General features: G+C 76.5%; 16 protein-coding genes. 7 read left to right on the top strand and 9 right to left on the bottom strand.

Annotated elements, in window-relative coordinates; genetic code table 11:
• From ACIF8T_RS26655 to ACIF8T_RS26635, 5 genes are read right to left on the bottom strand one after another with little or no spacing between them, the layout of a single operon-like run.
• Positions 1-1,104 carry a serine hydrolase domain-containing protein gene (locus ACIF8T_RS26655; RefSeq protein ID WP_400038631.1) on the bottom strand — a complete coding sequence of 368 codons (1,104 nt, stop codon included), beginning with the start codon at positions 1,102-1,104 and terminating at the stop codon, positions 1-3.
• Entirely contained in the window at positions 1,101-2,018 is a 918-nt protein-coding gene (locus tag ACIF8T_RS26650; protein ID WP_400038630.1) for a DUF6895 family protein, read from the bottom strand. The genes ACIF8T_RS26655 and ACIF8T_RS26650 overlap by 4 nt, the downstream gene beginning before the upstream one ends.
• Positions 2,015-2,986: a DUF6895 family protein gene (locus ACIF8T_RS26645; RefSeq protein WP_400038629.1), complete on the bottom strand. Its 972-nt coding sequence runs from the start codon at positions 2,984-2,986 to the stop codon at positions 2,015-2,017. Before ACIF8T_RS26645 ends, ACIF8T_RS26650 begins: the two co-directional genes overlap by 4 nt.
• Entirely contained in the window at positions 2,983-3,678 is a 696-nt protein-coding gene (locus tag ACIF8T_RS26640) for a hypothetical protein (RefSeq protein WP_400038628.1), read from the bottom strand. The genes ACIF8T_RS26645 and ACIF8T_RS26640 overlap by 4 nt, the downstream gene beginning before the upstream one ends.
• A 21-nt stretch (positions 3,679-3,699) precedes the next feature.
• Positions 3,700-3,888 (bottom strand): hypothetical protein, encoded by a 189-nt coding sequence (locus ACIF8T_RS26635; protein ID WP_400038627.1) that lies wholly within the window; start codon positions 3,886-3,888, stop codon positions 3,700-3,702.
• A gap of 251 nt (positions 3,889-4,139) precedes the next feature.
• On the opposite strand from ACIF8T_RS26635, the gene ACIF8T_RS26630 reads away from it, so the two are divergent.
• Positions 4,140-4,532 (top strand): DUF2267 domain-containing protein, encoded by a 393-nt coding sequence (locus ACIF8T_RS26630; protein ID WP_400038626.1) that lies wholly within the window; start codon positions 4,140-4,142, stop codon positions 4,530-4,532.
• An 82-nt stretch (positions 4,533-4,614) separates the two neighbouring features.
• On the opposite strand, the gene ACIF8T_RS26625 is transcribed toward ACIF8T_RS26630, so the two are convergent.
• Positions 4,615-6,078 carry an aminotransferase class I/II-fold pyridoxal phosphate-dependent enzyme gene (locus tag ACIF8T_RS26625; protein ID WP_400038625.1) on the bottom strand — a complete coding sequence of 488 codons (1,464 nt, stop codon included), beginning with the start codon at positions 6,076-6,078 and terminating at the stop codon, positions 4,615-4,617.
• A gap of 149 nt (positions 6,079-6,227) precedes the next feature.
• Between ACIF8T_RS26625 and ACIF8T_RS26620 the strand changes: the two genes are divergently transcribed.
• The 5 genes from ACIF8T_RS26620 (at position 6,228) to ACIF8T_RS26600 (ending at position 10,070) form a co-directional block, all read left to right on the top strand.
• A complete protein-coding gene (locus ACIF8T_RS26620) occupies positions 6,228-7,406 on the top strand; it encodes an amidohydrolase (protein ID WP_400038624.1) in 1,179 nt (392 codons plus the stop codon).
• Positions 7,407-7,556: 150 nt separating this feature from the next.
• Positions 7,557-8,045 (top strand): DUF1360 domain-containing protein, encoded by a 489-nt coding sequence (locus tag ACIF8T_RS26615; RefSeq protein ID WP_400038623.1) that lies wholly within the window; start codon positions 7,557-7,559, stop codon positions 8,043-8,045.
• Between the two features lie 5 nt (positions 8,046-8,050).
• Positions 8,051-8,878: an AAA family ATPase gene (locus tag ACIF8T_RS26610; RefSeq protein WP_400038622.1), complete on the top strand. Its 828-nt coding sequence runs from the start codon at positions 8,051-8,053 to the stop codon at positions 8,876-8,878.
• Positions 8,875-9,408 carry a DoxX family protein gene (locus ACIF8T_RS26605; protein WP_400038621.1) on the top strand — a complete coding sequence of 178 codons (534 nt, stop codon included), beginning with the start codon at positions 8,875-8,877 and terminating at the stop codon, positions 9,406-9,408. Before ACIF8T_RS26610 ends, ACIF8T_RS26605 begins: the two co-directional genes overlap by 4 nt.
• Before the next feature lie 101 nt (positions 9,409-9,509).
• On the top strand, positions 9,510-10,070 hold the full coding sequence (locus ACIF8T_RS26600; RefSeq protein ID WP_400038620.1) for a hemerythrin domain-containing protein: 561 nt from the start codon (positions 9,510-9,512) through the stop codon (positions 10,068-10,070).
• A 270-nt stretch (positions 10,071-10,340) separates the two neighbouring features.
• Here ACIF8T_RS26600 and ACIF8T_RS26595 read toward each other — a convergent pair whose 3' ends face one another.
• Positions 10,341-11,384 (bottom strand): NAD-dependent epimerase/dehydratase family protein, encoded by a 1,044-nt coding sequence (locus ACIF8T_RS26595; protein WP_400038619.1) that lies wholly within the window; start codon positions 11,382-11,384, stop codon positions 10,341-10,343.
• Positions 11,385-11,912: 528 nt separating this feature from the next.
• Between ACIF8T_RS26595 and ACIF8T_RS26590 the strand changes: the two genes are divergently transcribed.
• A complete protein-coding gene (locus tag ACIF8T_RS26590) occupies positions 11,913-13,163 on the top strand; it encodes an MFS transporter (RefSeq protein ID WP_400038618.1) in 1,251 nt (416 codons plus the stop codon).
• Positions 13,164-13,421: 258 nt separating this feature from the next.
• Here ACIF8T_RS26590 and rfaE2 read toward each other — a convergent pair whose 3' ends face one another.
• Complete coding sequence (gene rfaE2, locus ACIF8T_RS26585) at positions 13,422-14,828, bottom strand: D-glycero-beta-D-manno-heptose 1-phosphate adenylyltransferase (protein ID WP_400038617.1); 1,407 nt, start codon at positions 14,826-14,828, stop codon at positions 13,422-13,424.
• A complete protein-coding gene (locus ACIF8T_RS26580) occupies positions 14,825-15,460 on the bottom strand; it encodes an SIS domain-containing protein (protein WP_400038616.1) in 636 nt (211 codons plus the stop codon). The genes rfaE2 and ACIF8T_RS26580 overlap by 4 nt, the downstream gene beginning before the upstream one ends.
• Positions 15,461-15,524 lie beyond the last annotated feature (64 nt).

The following is a 15,524-nucleotide window of genomic DNA, read 5'->3' as shown; positions in this document are numbered from 1 at the left end:
CTACGCCTCCGCCAGCAGGTCGTACGCGGTGCTCATGAAGGGGTCGCGGGCGCGGAAACGGCGGGTGCACAGCGCGGCGAGGGCCGTGCCGGTGTCGGGCCGGAAGCCGAGGAGGGCCTGCTGGCCGAGGGTCGCGCCGCTGTGGAAGTACATCGGTCCGCCGTCGGTCGGGTGCCGGACCCAGGCGACGGTGTGCTCGTGCACGAGGTCCGGGCCGCGCCGCAGGACGGGGGTGCGCACCGCGCGCAGGGCGGCGGCCAGGTCCGGGTCCGGCACGCGGGACGGGTCGAGGTGGGCTTCGAGGAAGGTGAGCAGGTCGTGGGGGGTGGCCCGCAGGGCGCCCGCCGCCTGGAAGCCACCGGCGTCGAAGGGCGGCACGGGTGTCGTGCCGTCGGCGCCGTGGCCGGTGGCGTCGACGCCCGGGCCGGTGGCCCGCAGGTCCGTGTCCTTCAGCTCCAGGGGGCGCAGCACGCGTCCGGTGACCAGGTCCTCCCACGGGGTGCCGGTCGGCGCGCGCAGGGCGTGCCCGAGGACGGCGACGCCGAAGTTGGAGTAGCGCCACCGGGTGCCGGGCCGGTGGCGCGGCCGGTGCCGCAGGAAGGCGGCGACGACCCGGTCGGCCGGGTAGCGGGCGTAGGGGTTGGTGCGCCAGGCGGGCAGGCCCCGGAGGCGGAAGTCGGCGGGCAGGCCGGGCAGTCCGGAGGTGTGGGTGATCAGGTGGGCGAGCGTCACCGGGTCCCCGCCGGGCGCCCGGCCGCCGTCCAGGCACGCGGCGGCGGGCTCGCCGCCGGACAGGACGCCCTCCTGGAGGAGCCGGGCCAGCAGCAGTCCGGTGAACGTCTTGGTGGCCGAGCCGATCTCGTAGCGCAGTTCCTCGCGGGGCCGCGGCGGGGGTGGGGCGGTGCCGCCGCTGTGCACGGTGCGGCGGCCGTGCCGGGAGACGGCGAAGACGGTGTCGGGCGCGTCGGAGGCGGCGACCGCGCTCGCCAGGCGCTCGCGCAGGCGCGCGTCGTCCGCGGTGCCGTCCGCCGGGACGGCGGCGGCCGGGGCGGCCGCGTCGCCGGACGGCTGCCCCGGCCAGGGGGTGCGGCGGCCGGCCGTCATGACGCGCGGGCCAGCGCGGTCAGGGCGCGCGAGGTGGCCAGGACGGAGGCGAACGCGGCGACCAGCGTGGGGTGGTAGACGATGTCGAACACCTCGTCGGGGTCGCCCTCGGGCATCTCCCGCACGGCCGGCATGGCGCCGTCGGGCTGCTGCGCGGCGGCGAAGCCCTGCCAGGCCCGTTCGTCCAGGGTGGGGTCCGGCAGGCAGGCGTCGACGACGAGCAGTTCGCCGAGCAGGTCCCAGCGTTCGAGGTCGAGCCAGTCGTCGAGCCAGGCCGGGAGCCAGGCGGCGAGGTAGGCGGCGAGGCCGGGCGGCAGGCCGTCGGGCCTCTCGCCCCAGTCCGTCAGGTGGAAGACGTTGTGGGTGACGTCGTAGGCGATGCGCGCGTCGACCGTCCACGGCTCCGGGGTGGCGGCCAGCCAGGTGCCGCCCAGGGCGTCGGCCTCCGGCGGCCGGGGCGGCAGGCCGTAGCGGCGCTGGAACGCGGACTGGCCGAGCCGCCGGGTGGGGGTCTTCTCGCACGCGGTCCAGCTGTCCAGCCGGTGGTTCAGGGCGACGGCCCGCTCCAGGTCCGGGTGGCTGTAGCCGAGTTCCTTGAACGGGACGTACACCTCGAACGGGATGGGCGAGATGGGCTCGGTGCGCTGTCCGCGCACCAGCATCCGGCCGCCGTCGAGGACCTCCCGCCAGGCGTGGTCCACGAGCCGGCGGGCCAGCCGGGACTGGCGGGAGCCCGCCACGCCCTCGCGGAAGAGCACCTTGCAGATCATGGCGAGTTCGCCGACGGGCTTGAAGCGCTCCAGGAAGCCGACCTCGGGGTCCGCCTCGGGTTCCAGGCGGAAGCCCTCCCGGTGGGCCCACAGCCATTCCAGGGCGCCGACGCCGACGTGGTGGATCAGGCGGGTGTCGGTCATCCCAGCACTCCTTGTCCGCCGTGCCGGCGGGGGACGCCCGCCGGCGCCGGCTCGTCGGGACGCCCGAGGGTGAGGGCCTCGGCGAAGACGGCCATGAGGGTGGAGTGGTAGTGGAGGAGGAAGTACTGGTCGCTGTCCTCCCCGACGCCGTCGCCCTCCTCGGGGAGGGCGCCGGAGGCGTGCTGCGCCGCCGCGATCCGCGCCCAGGCGTCCTGGAGGACGGCGGGCTCGGGCCGGCGGGGCAGGCTGGCCGCGACGGCCAGCAGTTCGCAGCCGAGGTCCCACATCCCGGCGTCCAGGCAGGTGTCGAGCCAGGGCGGCAGCCAGTCGGCGAGGTAGCCGGCCAGGTCGGGGGGCAGGCCCGAGGGCCCGGCGTCGCCCCAGTCGGTGAGGTGGAAGACCACGTGGGTCAGGGCGTATCCGGACTCACGTTCGAAGGTCCACGGTTCCGGCAGTCCGCCCAGCCAGGTGCGGCGCAGGGTGCGCGGCATCGAGCCGCCGGAGCGGCGGACGGCGCAGCGCTCCTCGGCGTTGAGCACGCCGAGCCGCCGGGTGGGCTGCTGTTCGGTGAGCCGCCAGCCCCGGGTGCGGGCCACCACGGCGGTGGCCGCCTCGTAGCCGGGGTGGCGCAGGCCCGCCGCGGCCAGGGTGGCGTACACCTCCAACGGGTAGGTGGCGAAGGGCTCCAGGCGCTGCAGGCGCAGGAACAGCTCGCCGCGGCCGGTCTGCTCCCAGGCGTAGGAGAGCAGGTCGGCCGCGCACGCGTGGAGCGGGTCGGAGGGCGCCGTGCGGCGGCACACCGTCCCGCAGACCCGGGCCAGTTCGCCGAGCGGCTTCCAGATGCGGTTCACCTGGGCGTGGGCCGCGAGCGCGTCCTCGCCGAGCGCGAACTCGGCGCGGTGGCCGGAGATCCACGCCAGCGCGGCCTCGGCCACCCGCCGGATGCCGCGGGTGTCCAGGGCCGTCATACGGGGGCTCCCGCGCGCGCCAGCCGCGCGGCCCGCACCTGGAGCGCGACGAGCGGGTCGTCGCCGCCCATCAGCTCCACGAAGTCCAGGCCGGTGTCGAGTCCGAGCGTGGACGGCACGCCGTCGAGCAGGGTCAGCCAGCGTCCGGCGCCGGCGGCCTGCCGCCAGTCCCGGCGGCGCACCGCGCGGACGAAGCCGCGGGCGACGTCGACGGGGCGGTCCGCGGCCAGGCGTGCCACCGCGCTGTCCTCGCCGGGCAGCGCGAGCGGGGCCAGGACGGCGAGTTGGTGGGTGAGGAACTGCCAGCTCGCGCCGTCGAGCCAGCCGGTGCCGGGTTCGCCGTCCGGGCCGTCGGCGACGCCCGGGTCGAAGCGCCGCAGCGCGCGCCGCATGCCCCAGTGGCTCCACACCACGGTGGGGGCGGCGTCGGCGCGGGGCGGGTAGGCCTCCACGGCCTTGCGGAACACGGCGAGTTCGTCGGGCGGGGGCGGGAGGTGCAGCAGCGTGCCCGGCAGCAGCGCGTCGGCTCCCAGCACGCGTACCGCCGCCAGTGTCAGGCCCTCGGTTCCCGCCTCGGCGGCCGCCGGAGCGGCCGCGCGAGCGTGGTCCCCGCCCCGGAGGGCGGAGACCACTGCGGAAGCGAGGTCCTGCACCGCGCCCTGCAGGAGGGTCGAAGTGCCTGACTGCTCCATGGACTGCTCCTGTCGGTCCACTCAGCCCTTCTTCGGGCGCGGGGTGGGCGGCGACAGCAGCAGGCCGATGCCGCCCTGCTGCAGCGCGAGCGCGCCGCACTGACGGCTGTCGCGATAGATGCCGTCGGCCTCGACCGGGTCGAGTGCCGCCTCGATGTCGGCGCTCTTGATACCGGTCAGTTCCTTGGCGGTCTTCTCCGTGGAAGGCATAGCACCATCTCCCTGGGACTGAAGCGATTACCTTCACCCTCCGGATCACCGGAATGGGACAAATCATGCCAACTTTCACAAAAGTAACTTCAGTAACAATTTCAACATCTTGGGTGTGAGTGACCGGTGGGGCGGGGGGCGTTGACGACGGGTCAGCCGCACCGGGCCCGCGGCCGCCCGTCGTTATGAGCGAGGGGCGCGGGGGCACCCGGGCGGAAAGCCACGACCGGCTCGACGAGAGAGGCGCATCCATGCGGTACGACGAGTTCCTCGCGCGGGTCAGGGACCGCGGTGAGTACGCGAACCAGGAGGAGGCGGCGAAGGTCACCGAAGCGGTCATGGAGGTCCTGGCGGGCCGCATCACCGCGGAGGCGGCCCGGAACCTGGCCGCCCAGCTGCCCGCCCCGCTGGACGTGACGGTGACGGCCGCGGCCAACGAGCACCCCGAGTCCTACGGGGTGCAGGAGTTCTGCCGGCGCGTGGCCCAGCGCGCGGGCGGGCACGAGCGCACCGCGCAGTGGGACGCCGGCGCGGTGCTGACGACGCTGGCCGACACGGTCTCGGGCGGTGAGCTCAACCACCTCGTCAGCCGGCTGCCCAGCGGGTACGCGGTGCTCTTCGGCAAGGCGGACCTCGCCGGCTGAGACGGCCCCGGGCGGCCCCCGGACACGACGCGTCCCCCGGCACCTGGTGCCGGGGGACGCGTCGTACCGCGCCGGGCGGCGGTCAGTCGCGCGCCACCACGCGCAGGGTGCGCACCGAGGAGTCGGCCGCGTCCGGGATCAGCATCCCGTGCTCCACGCCGCTGCGCAGGTAGTCGAGCACCTCGTCGGTGATCACCTCGCCGGGCGCCACCACGGGCACGCCCGGCGGGTACGGGCTGATCATCTCCGCGGAGATCCGCCCCGCGGCGCGCTCGGCGGGCACGTGCTCGACCGGCGCGAAGAACGCGTCGCGGGGCAGCATGGCCTGTTCCAGTTCGAGCGCCGAGGGATCGGGCAGCCGGACCGGCGGACGCCGCTCGATGGAGTCCGCGTGCTCCACGAGGGCGCGCAGGGCGTCCACCAGGACCCGCTCGGTCTCGTCGTCGTCGGCGTGGGTGACGGAGGCGCTGATGCGGCAGGTGTCCGAGCCGCCGACGTCCACGTGCCGGTGGGCGCGCAGCCACTCGGCCGCCTGCATGCCGCTGATGCCGAGCTCCCGTACGTCGATCACGATCTTGAGCGGGTCGAGCGCGGCGGCGTGGCCCTCCTCGACGACCTCCCGGCCCATGGGCCTGAGCCCCGGCAGGTCGGCGGCGGCCGCCCGGACGCGCTCGGCGCGGCGCAGGGCCGCCTCCAGGAGGCCGTGCCCCTGTTCGACCATCTGGCGGCGCCAGCCGTCGAGCGTGGCGTACACGAGGGTGGAGGCGCTGGTGGTGCCCAGCAGGTCCTCCCGCTGCTTGAGGGCCTCCGGGGAGATCCGGTCGTACTGGAGGTGGAAGACGGAGCTCTGCTCGACGGCGCCGCCCATCTTGTGGACGCTGGTGACCACCAGGTCGGCGCCGGCGTCCATGCCCCAGGCGGGCAGCTCCGGGTGGAAGGGCAGGTGGGCGCCCCAGGCCTCGTCCACGATGACCGGCACGCCGAACTCGTGGCACACCCGGGCCACTCCCCCGATGTCCGCGCAGGTGCCCCAGTCGGTGGGCGTGATGAGCAGCATGCCCTTGGCGTCCGGGTGTTCCTCCAGGCGCTTGCGCACGTCGTCGGGCTCCGGCGGGTGGGCGAGGTGCCGTTCGACGTCGAACTTCGGGTGCACCCAGATGGGTTCGACGCCGTTGACGACGACGGCCGCGATCACCGACTTGTGGGCGTTGCGCGACAGCAGCAGCTTCTCGCCGGGTCCGGCCACGGCGAGCATCGCGGTCTTCACCGACAGGGAACTGCCGCAGGTGGAGAAGAACGCGTGTTCGGCGCCGACCGCGTCGGCCATCAGCTCCTGCGCCTGTTCCAGCACGCCCTGCGACTGGCGCCGGTCGTCCAGCCCGTTGAGCGACAGCACGTCGGAGCGGAACACGTCGAGGCCGACGACCTCGGCCACGCGCGGGTCGACTCCGCGCCCCTGCTTGTGGCCCGGCGGACCGTAGGCGATGTCGCCACGGCGCCGGAACTCCTGCAACGCCTCCAGCACGGGTACGCGCGAGTGATCCATCGTTCCTCCCAACCGGCCCAGGGCCCGGTACGGCCCGGCGGGCACACCGGGTCGTGTTGCACCGCAAGGGCGGCCGAAACCCGGCGGGTGTCGCGGCGGCCGCCGGTGAAACCCGTCCGGCGCACCGCACCCGACGCCGAGGAGGTCCCGTGGCCCGCACGCTGGACGACGTCCACCAGGACATCCGCGAGGAGGTGGCCGGCCGGGCGGACGCGCTGTGGGGCATCGCCCTGCGGCTGCACGCGGATCCCGAGTACGCCTTCGCCGAGCACCGGGCGGCCGCCCTGCTGTCGGGCGAGCTGGAGCGGGCCGGGTTCGCGGTGGAACGGGGGGTGGCCGGACTGCCGACCGCGTTCACCGCGCGCTCGGGCCGCGGCCGGCCGGCGGTGGCGCTGCTGATGGAGTACGACGCGCTGCCGGGCCTCGGCCACGCCTGCGGGCACAACCTCATCGCGGCCGCGGGACTCGGCGCGGCGCTGGCCCTGGCGTCCGTGCCGGACGTGTCCGAAGGGACCGTGCTGGCGGTCGGCACCCCCGCCGAGGAGGGCGGCGGCGGGAAGGCCCTGGAGGTGGAGGCCGGGGTGTTCGACGACGTCGACGCGGCCCTGATGTTCCACCCGGGGGTGTACAGCTGGACGCGGGCGCCGCTGACGGCGCAGGTGCAGTACCGGGTGGCGTTCCGCGGCCGGGCCGCGCACCCCACCGGCAATCCCACCGAGGGCGTCGACGCGCTCGCCGCGCTCGTGGAGCTGTTCAACGTCCTGGCCGTGCTGGGCCGCAGGCTGCCGGAGGCGTCCCACGTGCAGGGCATCGTCACGCACGGCGGCACGGCCACCAACATCGTCCCGGAGTACGCCGAGGGCCTGTTCGGGCTGCGCGCGGCCACCACCGGGGCGCTGGAGGACCTGGTGGGGCAGTTGCGGACCTGCGCGGAGGGCGTGGCACGGGCCACCGGCACCACCGCCGAGGTGGAGCGCGCCACCGTGCGCTACGACCACTTCCGCGACAGCGAGGTGCTCTCCGAACGGTTCGCCGCCCACCTGTCCCGGGCCGGCATCACACCGACCCCGCCGGTCCCCGGCGTCTACCTGGGGTCGTCGGACATCGGCAACGTCAGCACGCGGCTGCCCGCCGTCCACCCCTTCGTCGCGATCATGGACCCGGACGGCTCCGACCACACCCCCGAGTTCGCCGCGGCCGCCGCCTCCCCCCGGGCCCGCGAGGTCCTGGTCGCCGCGACACAGGCCCTGGCGTGCACCGCGGCGGACGTCCTGCTCCGCCCGGACCTGCGGGCGCGGGCGTGGGAGCGGCACCGTGCGGGGGTGTGAGGGGGGGTAAAAGCGCGGCAGGGCGAGGGGGCAGCGGCGCGAGATGGGAAGGACCGCGTCCGCTCACTGCGCGGGGCGCGTGTGGCCGTCGTGTCGCTGGGCACCCGGGGCGCGCCGACGAGGCGGAAACCCGATGGTCCAGGAGGTGTCATGACGGTTCAGGAGTCCGGCTACGACCAGGGCGAGGAACCCCTGAAGGGCTACGCGGCATTGGCCGGCACGTTCGCCACGGGCATCGCCCTGTTCGCCGTCGTGGCACGGCGCCGGGGGCTGCAGTTGCCCGACCGGATTCCGCCGTGGGACCTCGCCCTGCTGGGGACGGCCACGTTCAAGGCCTCCCGGCTGCTGTCCAAGGACAAGGTCACCAGCTTCCTGCGGGCCCCGTTCACCCGCCGCGCGGAGGACGGCGCGGGCAACGAGGTCAACGACACGGCGCGCGGCGGCGAGGCCCGGCGTGCCGTGGGCGACCTGGTGACCTGCCCGTTCTGCACCTCCGCCTGGCTGGGCGGCGCGCTGACCGTCACCTACGCCTGCGCCCCGCGCGCCGCCCGGCTGCTGTGCACCGGGCTGAGCGCCGTGACGGTGGCGGACTGGCTGCAGTATGCCTGGACGCGGACGCAGCAGAGCGTCGAGGACTGAGCCCCGTGCCCGGAGCCGTGCCCGACCTGGCCGTGCTGGTCGGGCTGCAGGCGTCGGGCAAGTCCGCGTTCTGCGCCCAGCGCCTGCGCGGCCGCTACGTCCTGGTGAGCAAGGACGCCTTCCCGCGCGGCGCCCGCCGCAAGCAGGAGCGGCAGATGCGCCTCGTCGAGGAGGCGCTGGCCGCCGGACGGTCGGTGGCGGTCGACAACACCAACCCCTCGCCCGAGGAGTGGGACCCGCTGGTGGCGGCCGGGCACGCCCACGGCGCCACCGTCACGGCGTACTGGTTCCCGCCGGACCTGGCGGCCTCGCTGCGCCGCAACGCCGCCCGCACGGGCCGTGCCCGCGTCCCCGAGGTGGGCGTCCGCGCCACGCACGGCCGACTGCGCCGCCCCACCCCCGCCCACGGCTTCGACACCGTGTTCGTCGTGCGCTTCGACGGGCGCGGCGGGTTCGAGGTGCGCCGGGAGGACGGGCTCGGCGGGCTCGGCGGGCTCGGCTCAGGGCCGGGGGGCAGGGATGACGCGCGGCGGGTGGGCGGATACGGCGTCCCGCCGGAGGGCGGATACGGCATCCCGCCCATGGATGGGCCCGGCGTCTCCGCCGAGGGCGGGTCCGGCGCCCCGTCCGAGGGCGGGTCCGGCGTCTCCCCCGCGGGCGGGCCCGGTCCGGGGCCGGAGGGCGGGGGCGGCGTCCGGCCGGACGGCGGCGCGGTCCCGCGTGCCGCCGGGGGTGCCCGGCCCCGCCGGCCGCACCGGGGCGTCGATTGGTTCGCCGCCCGGCGGGGAACCCGGCGACCACAGGTGCCACCGACCCCCTGGAGAGGTCCATGAGTCTGTTGCGTGTGCTCGGCCGCCCCCTGCTGGCCTCCATGTTCGTCGCCGGCGGACTGCAGTCCGTCCGCCGTCCCCAGGACGTCGCCCCGGCCGCGGAGCCCGTCGTCAAGCCGATCACCGAACGCGTCCCCGCCCTGCCCGACCGCACCGAGCAGGTGGTGCGGCTCAGCGGCGGCGTGCAGGTCGCGGCGGGCCTGATGCTGGCCACCGGCCGCATGCCCCGCCTGGCCGCGCTCGCCCTCGCGGGCACCCTCGTCCCCACGACACTGGCCGGGCACCGCTTCTGGGAGGCGGACGACCCCGCCGAGCGCACCCAGCAGCGCATCCACTTCCTCAAGAACCTCTCCATGCTCGGCGGGCTGCTCATCGCCGCCGACGACACCGGCGCCGCCCCCTCGCTGCTGTGGCGCGGCCGGCACGCGACCAAGGACCTGCGCCGTGACACCCGGCTGCTGACCCGTTCCGTGCGGGCCACCGCCGGGCCGGCCGCGGCCGCCGCCCGGGTCAGGGCCAAGCTCCCCGTCTGAGCCCGTCCGGGCGGGCCGCGTTAGCCCTCCGGGGACGGGGGGACCCGGGGGACGTGGTGTGTCGCCCCGGAACCGCCACGACCGGCTGGAGGTGAAGGACAGTGGGACACGGAGGAAACGTCATCGACGAGCTGATGACGGACCACCGGGAGGTCGAGGAGCTCTTCGGCAGGATCGAGGCGCTGCCGTCCGGCCATGAGGACCGCAAGACGTACGCGGACCAGGCCGTCATGGAACTGGTGCGGCACTCGGTGGCCGAGGAGCAGTACCTGTACCCGGCCGTGCGGGAGCACATCGACGGTGGTGACTCCCTGGCCGACAAGGAACTCGAGGACCACGCCCAGGCCGAGCGGATCATGAAGGACCTGGAGAGCTGCGACGCGGGCGACCCGGACTTCGACCGGCTCGTCGGCATGCTCATGAGCGAGATCCGCTCGCACGTGGCCGACGAGGAGAACAACCTCTTCCCCCGGCTGCGCGAGGCCTGCCCGATGGACGCGCTGAACGAGCTGGGCGAGAAGGTGCGGCAGGCGAAGAAGACCGCGCCGACCCGGCCGCACCCGGCCGCGCCGGACAAGCCGCCGATGAACAAGCTGATGGACAAGGGCGCCGGCATGGTCGACCGGATGCGGGACGCGCTGACCGGCCGCGGCAAGGACTGAACCGGCCCCGCGGCAGGACGGTGAGGCGGGAAAGGGGCCCGTCGCCGAGGCGACGGGCCCCTTTCCCGTGCCCGCCCTCCCCTGCCCCGCCCGGAACCGTCTGCGGCGGCCTCTCCACGGCCCGCACCACATCCCGGGCCGTGACCTGCCCCGGGCGGCGACCGGGCACCGGGCGGGTCCGCGCCCCGGTGGCCACGGCCCGCACCGCCGGACCGGCGAGCAGGGCGCCACCGGGCCCGACGGGCGGAGCGACCGGCGCCCGGGGCCTCCTCAGGGCAGCCACTCCCCCCGCCCCGGGCCCGTCACCGCCGCCGGGACGTGGCCGCAGCCCCCGGTGAGGGCGGCGACGGTGCGTTCCAGGCCGTCCTGCCACGCCACCCTGGGCACCCAGCCGAAGAGCTCGCGGGCGAACCCGGTGTCGGGCCGGTACGGCTCGGCGGGAGGGACCGGCGGACCGGCGAACTCCAGCCGCGAGCCGGAACCGGTCAGCTCGATCACCCGGCGGGCGATCTCGGCGACGGCGACCTCCTCGTCCGCCCCGAGGTCCACCGGCCGCACCGACCGGCCGGCGGCCACCAGCAGCACGCCCTCCACGGCGTCGTCGACGTAGCACGGGCGGCACGGCCGGCTGCCGTCCCCGGCGACCGTGAGCGGTCGCCCGGCCAGCGCCTGCCGCACGAAGGCGGGGATCAGCCGGCCGTCGTCGGTCCGCATCCGGGGGCCGTACGGCGCGAACAGGCGGACGATCCCGGCGTTGCTGCCACGGGTGCCCGCGTGTGCGGCGACCAGCGCCTCGGAGAACCGCAGCCACTCGGCGTACGCGCTGCGCGGCGCGAGCGGGTCGGCGTCGTCGTCCGCCCGCTGGACGGGCTCCGGGGGGAGGCGGGGCTCGTCGTCGTGGCGGGGCGCGGAGGCGAGCAGGAAGCGCGCGCCGTCGCGGTCGGCGACGGCCAGGGCGTTGCGGGTGCCGAGGCTGCCGGTGTCCAGGGTCCGCAGGGGCCGCCGCAGCCCGTCGTACGGGGAGGCCGGGCCGGCCAGGTGCAGGACCAGGTCGTACGGGCCCGGCAGGGCGTCCGCGCACCCGGGGTCGGCGACGTCGAGCTCCAGGAAGCGGAAGCCGGCGCGGCCGGTGAGGGCGCCGATGTTGTCGGCGTGTCCGGTGGAGAGGTCGTCGAGGCAGTCGACCTCGGCTCCCGAACCGAGCAGCCGCTCGCACAGGTGCGAGCCGAGGAAGCCCGCGCCGCCGGTCACGAGGGCCCGCCGCCAAGGGGGCGGCGCCGCCGGCACGCCGGTGAACGTGGTCGTCGGCATCATGAGGACGCCTTCTTTCTCCGTGGGGCCCGGCCCCGTCGGCGCCGGGTGGCGGCGGCCGCCCGGGGTCGCGGTCGCGGTGCGTCGCTCCATGCTCCGGCACCGGCCGTCCCGCCGCAGCCCGTGCCCCTCCGGCGGCGGCGCACGGCCGTCCCCGCGAGCCGCCGGGGGTGCTGTGGCCGCCGTCACCGCGCCGGGAGGCGCCCGGCCCTTGTGATCAACCACACTCACGTCCGCAAGTTCCCGGCCGCCGGGGCGATTTGGCCCTGCGGCCCGCCCCGCCGCGCACCGGCCCGGCGAGGACTGCGCGGACCCTTCTGCCACGATGGTCCGCGCCTGTCCCGGCGACGGGGAGCCGCCGCGCAGCGCTGCCGGTGTTCTCGCTGCCGTCGCTCCCCCTGCTGAGTCGTACGACTCGTCTTCGAGTACCGCACTGTGTCTTCCTCTCCTTCCCCCGCCCCGCCCGCCCCTGCGCCCGCGTCCGCCCGGGCCGGCTCCCGCTCGCCCTGGCGGTCGCTGCGGTACCGCAGCATGCGCTGGTGGTCCGCCGCCAACTTCGTGTCGAACGCCGGCACGTGGATGCAGCTCACGGTGCAGAACCTGCTGGTCCTGCAGATCACCGGGTCCGCCGCCGCCACCGGCCTGTCGATGTCCGTCCAGGCCGCTCCCGCCCTGGTGACGAGCCTGCTGGGCGGCGCGGCCGTCGACCGCTGGCCGCGCCGGCTGACGGCGGCCATCAGCCAGGCCCTGCTCGGCGCGGTCGCCTTCACGACCGCCGTCCTGGTGGCGCTGGACCGGCTCGACATGACCTCGCTGATGGTGCTGGCCGCGGTCACCGGGTGCGTCGCCACCGTCGACGGCCCGGCGTGCGCGCTGCTGGGCAACGACCTCGTCCCCCCGGAGGACGTGCCCTCGGCGATCGGCGTGGGCGCGCTGGTGCACCAGGCCGGGCGGCTCGTGGGGGCGGCCCTGGCCGGTGTCACGGCCGGCTTCCTCGGCACGGCCGCGGCCTACTTCGCGAACGGGCTGTCCTTCCTCTTCGTGGCCGCGGTCATCCCCTTCCTGCGTCCCGCGCGCGGAGCGGTCCGGCAGACCGCCGTCCGGCGCGGGAAGGGCGGCGCGCCGGGCCAGGACATGACCGTGCGGCAGGGCCTGGCCTTCTTCGCGCGGCGGCCCCGCCTGGTGGCTCTCGCCGGGGTCACCGCGGTCAGCGCGGTCTTCGGCCGCAACTACGGGCTCACCCTGGCCGTGCTCGTCACCGGGCCGCTGGCGGGCGGCGCCGGGGCGTTCGGCACGGTGTCCACGGTGCTCGCCGTCGGCGGCATCCTCGGCGCCGTCCTCGGCGCCCGGCTGCGCCGGCCGTCCGTGCGGCTGGTGGGGACGCTCGCGGCCGGCGGGGCGCTGCTCCAGGCCGTGGCGGGCCTGTCGCCGTCGCTGGCCGTGCTGCTGGCGCTCGTCCTGCCGATGGCCGTGGTGGAGTCCGTCTCGGACACCGCCGCGAGGGCCGTCCTGCAGACCGACCCGCCCGCCCACCTGCGCGGCCGCGTGCTGGGCGTGTGGGGCAGCGTCGGCACGGTCTGGAGCCTGGGCGGCCCGCCCGCGCTCGGCCTCCTCATGGAACTGGCCGGGCCGCGCGGCGCGCTGGTCACCGGCGGGCTGATCATCGCCGGCTCCATCGGCGCGGGCCGCCTGCTGCGCGAGCGCCGTCCCGCCGCGCCGGTGGTGCTCCGCTCGGAGGACGGCGACGTGACGGACCGCGCGGCCCTGGGGACGGCGGCCTGAGGCCTCCGGCCGGGCGGGGCGCGGGGCCCGTGCGCGCCGGGCGTCCACGGACTCCGGCCGCCTCGCACGGCCGACGGGACGGCGGCCCGGGGGCCCGGCCGTCCCGCGCCGCCGACCGTCCCGGAGCCCGGCCGCACCGTGCCGCCCGGGCCCGCGTCCCGCACCGCGCCGCCGGCCACCGCCTCGGGACCCGGTCGCCACTCGCCGTACGCCGCACCGTCCACGGCGCACGACGACCGCGCCCGGCCGGGTCCCGCCTCAGGACCCCGGTGTCCGGAGGGCCACCGCCGCGGCCTTCGCCGCCCTGCGGGCGAGGAGGGTCGTGGAGCGGCCGTCGAGGTAGGGCAGGACGACGGCCTGGCCTCCCCAGTCGCGCAGCACCTCCGCCTCGGGCAGGTCCTGGACGGAGTAGTCGCCGCCCTTGACCCAGACGTCCGGCCGCAGCCGGGCGAGGACGGCCTCCGGGGTGTCCTCGTCGAAGACCACGACGGCGTCGACGCTGCCGAGCGCGGCCAGCACGCGGGCGCGGTCCGCCGCCGGGGTGAGGGGCCGGCCGGGGCCCTTGCGGCGGGTGACGGACGCGTCGGAGTTGAGGCAGACGATCAGGCAGTCGCCGATGCGCCGGGCGCTCTCCAGCAGGCCGACGTGACCGGCGTGCACCAGGTCGAAGCAGCCGCCGGTGGCGACGACCGTGCCGCCCCGGGCCCGGACCCGCTCGGCGAGGTCGAACGCGTCCGACACGGGGTCGTCCGCCGCGGGCCCGGCGCGCTCGGCCCGCCACAGCTCCGGGTTGCCCGCACCGCCCGCCGCGACGAACGCGGCGGCCTCGGCGACGGCCCGTTGCAGCGCCTCCTCGGGGAGCAGCCCGTCGGCCAGCGCCGCGGCCGTCGTCGCGGCGAAGCAGTCGCCCGCGCCGCAGGGGTCCCCGCCGGCCCGGTAGGGCGCGGGCACGAGCATCGGGGTGCCCGTGCCGGGGCGGGCGAGCAGCACCCCGCGGTCGCCGAGGGTGACGGCGACGCCCGCCGCCCGCCAGCGCTCCGCGAGTTCGGCCCCGCGCTCGGCGTACGCGCCCAGGGAGGTGCCGCCGTCGCCGGGGCACAGGGCGAGCGCCTCGGCGGCGTTGGGGGTGACGAGCCGGGCGCCGGGCACGGGCGCGTCGCCCTTGGGGTGCGGGTCCCACACCAGGGGGGTCCGGCGGGCCACGGCCTCCAGGTGGGGCCGCAGCGCGCCCGCGGTGTGGCGGCCGTAGTCGGCGACCAGGACGGCGTGGGCCTGCGCGAGGGCGTCGCGCACCGCGTCGCCGGGTTCCCCGGGCGTCCCGCCGCCCCGGTCGATCCGCACGACGGGCCGCCCGCCCGCCAGGACGCGGGTCTTGACCGGCAGGGTGCCGTTCAGCGGGAGCTCGATGAGCCGGACCCGGCCGTGCAGGTCGCGGCGCACGGCCTCGCTGGCCTCGTCGTCGCCGAGCGCGGTCACCAGGACCACGTCCCGGCCGCCGCGGGCCGCGAGGGCCGCGGCGAGTCCGGCCCCGCCGGGGTGCCGCCGGTCGCCGGTGACGTCGACGACGGGTGCGGGCGCGTCGGGGGCGAGCCGGGTGGCGACGCCCTCGATGTCCTCGTCGAGCAGGACGTCCCCGACGACCACGAGCGGCTTGGGTCCGGTCATGACACCCTCCCGTGGGTGGTGACGGTGCGCCGGGCGACCGGGGTGGACACGGCGGCGTCGAAGCACTCGCAGAGCAGGTGGACGGCGACCAGGTGCGTCTCCTGCACGGTGGCGGTGCTGTCCGCGTCGACGCACAGGGACTCGTGGGCGGCCTCCGCGAGGGGGTTGGGGCCGCGTCCGGTCAGCGCCCACACGCGCAGTCCGGACCGCCGGGCGGTGACGGCCGCCGCGATGAGGTTGGCGCTGCGGCCGGAGGTGGACAGCAGCACCAGCACGTCGCCGGGGCGGCCGTGCGCGGCGACCTGGCGGGCGTAGACGTGGTCGAAGCCGTAGTCGTTGCCGATGGCGGTGACGCTGGACGTCTCGGCGTGCAGGGAGATCGCCGAGTAGGCGCGCCGCTCCTGGCGGTAGCGGCCGACCAGTTCGGCGGTGAGGTGCTGGGCCTGGGCGGCGCTGCCGCCGTTGCCCGCGGCGAGCAGGCGGCCGCCGCCGGTGAGGACGTCGGCGAGCCGTCCGCCCCAGTCCGCGACGCGGTCGAGGCCCTGGCGGCGGAACCGGTCCAGTGCCTCTTCCAGTGACCGGCAGTGCAGGTGCGCCGCGTCGAGCGCGGGGTGTGCAGGGTGTTCGGTCATGGCTTCTCGGGCGTACCGCCTCGTGGGGACGGCGGCGGGACCCGCACCTCCTTAGGACGTCGGA

Origin of the sequence: Streptomyces sp. NPDC085946, from assembly GCF_044540485.1 — a bacterium.
Lineage (GTDB): Bacteria > Actinomycetota > Actinomycetes > Streptomycetales > Streptomycetaceae > Streptomyces.
The sequence above is the reverse complement of the archived record's forward strand: the minus strand, read 5'-3'. Positions and strand labels throughout refer to the sequence as shown.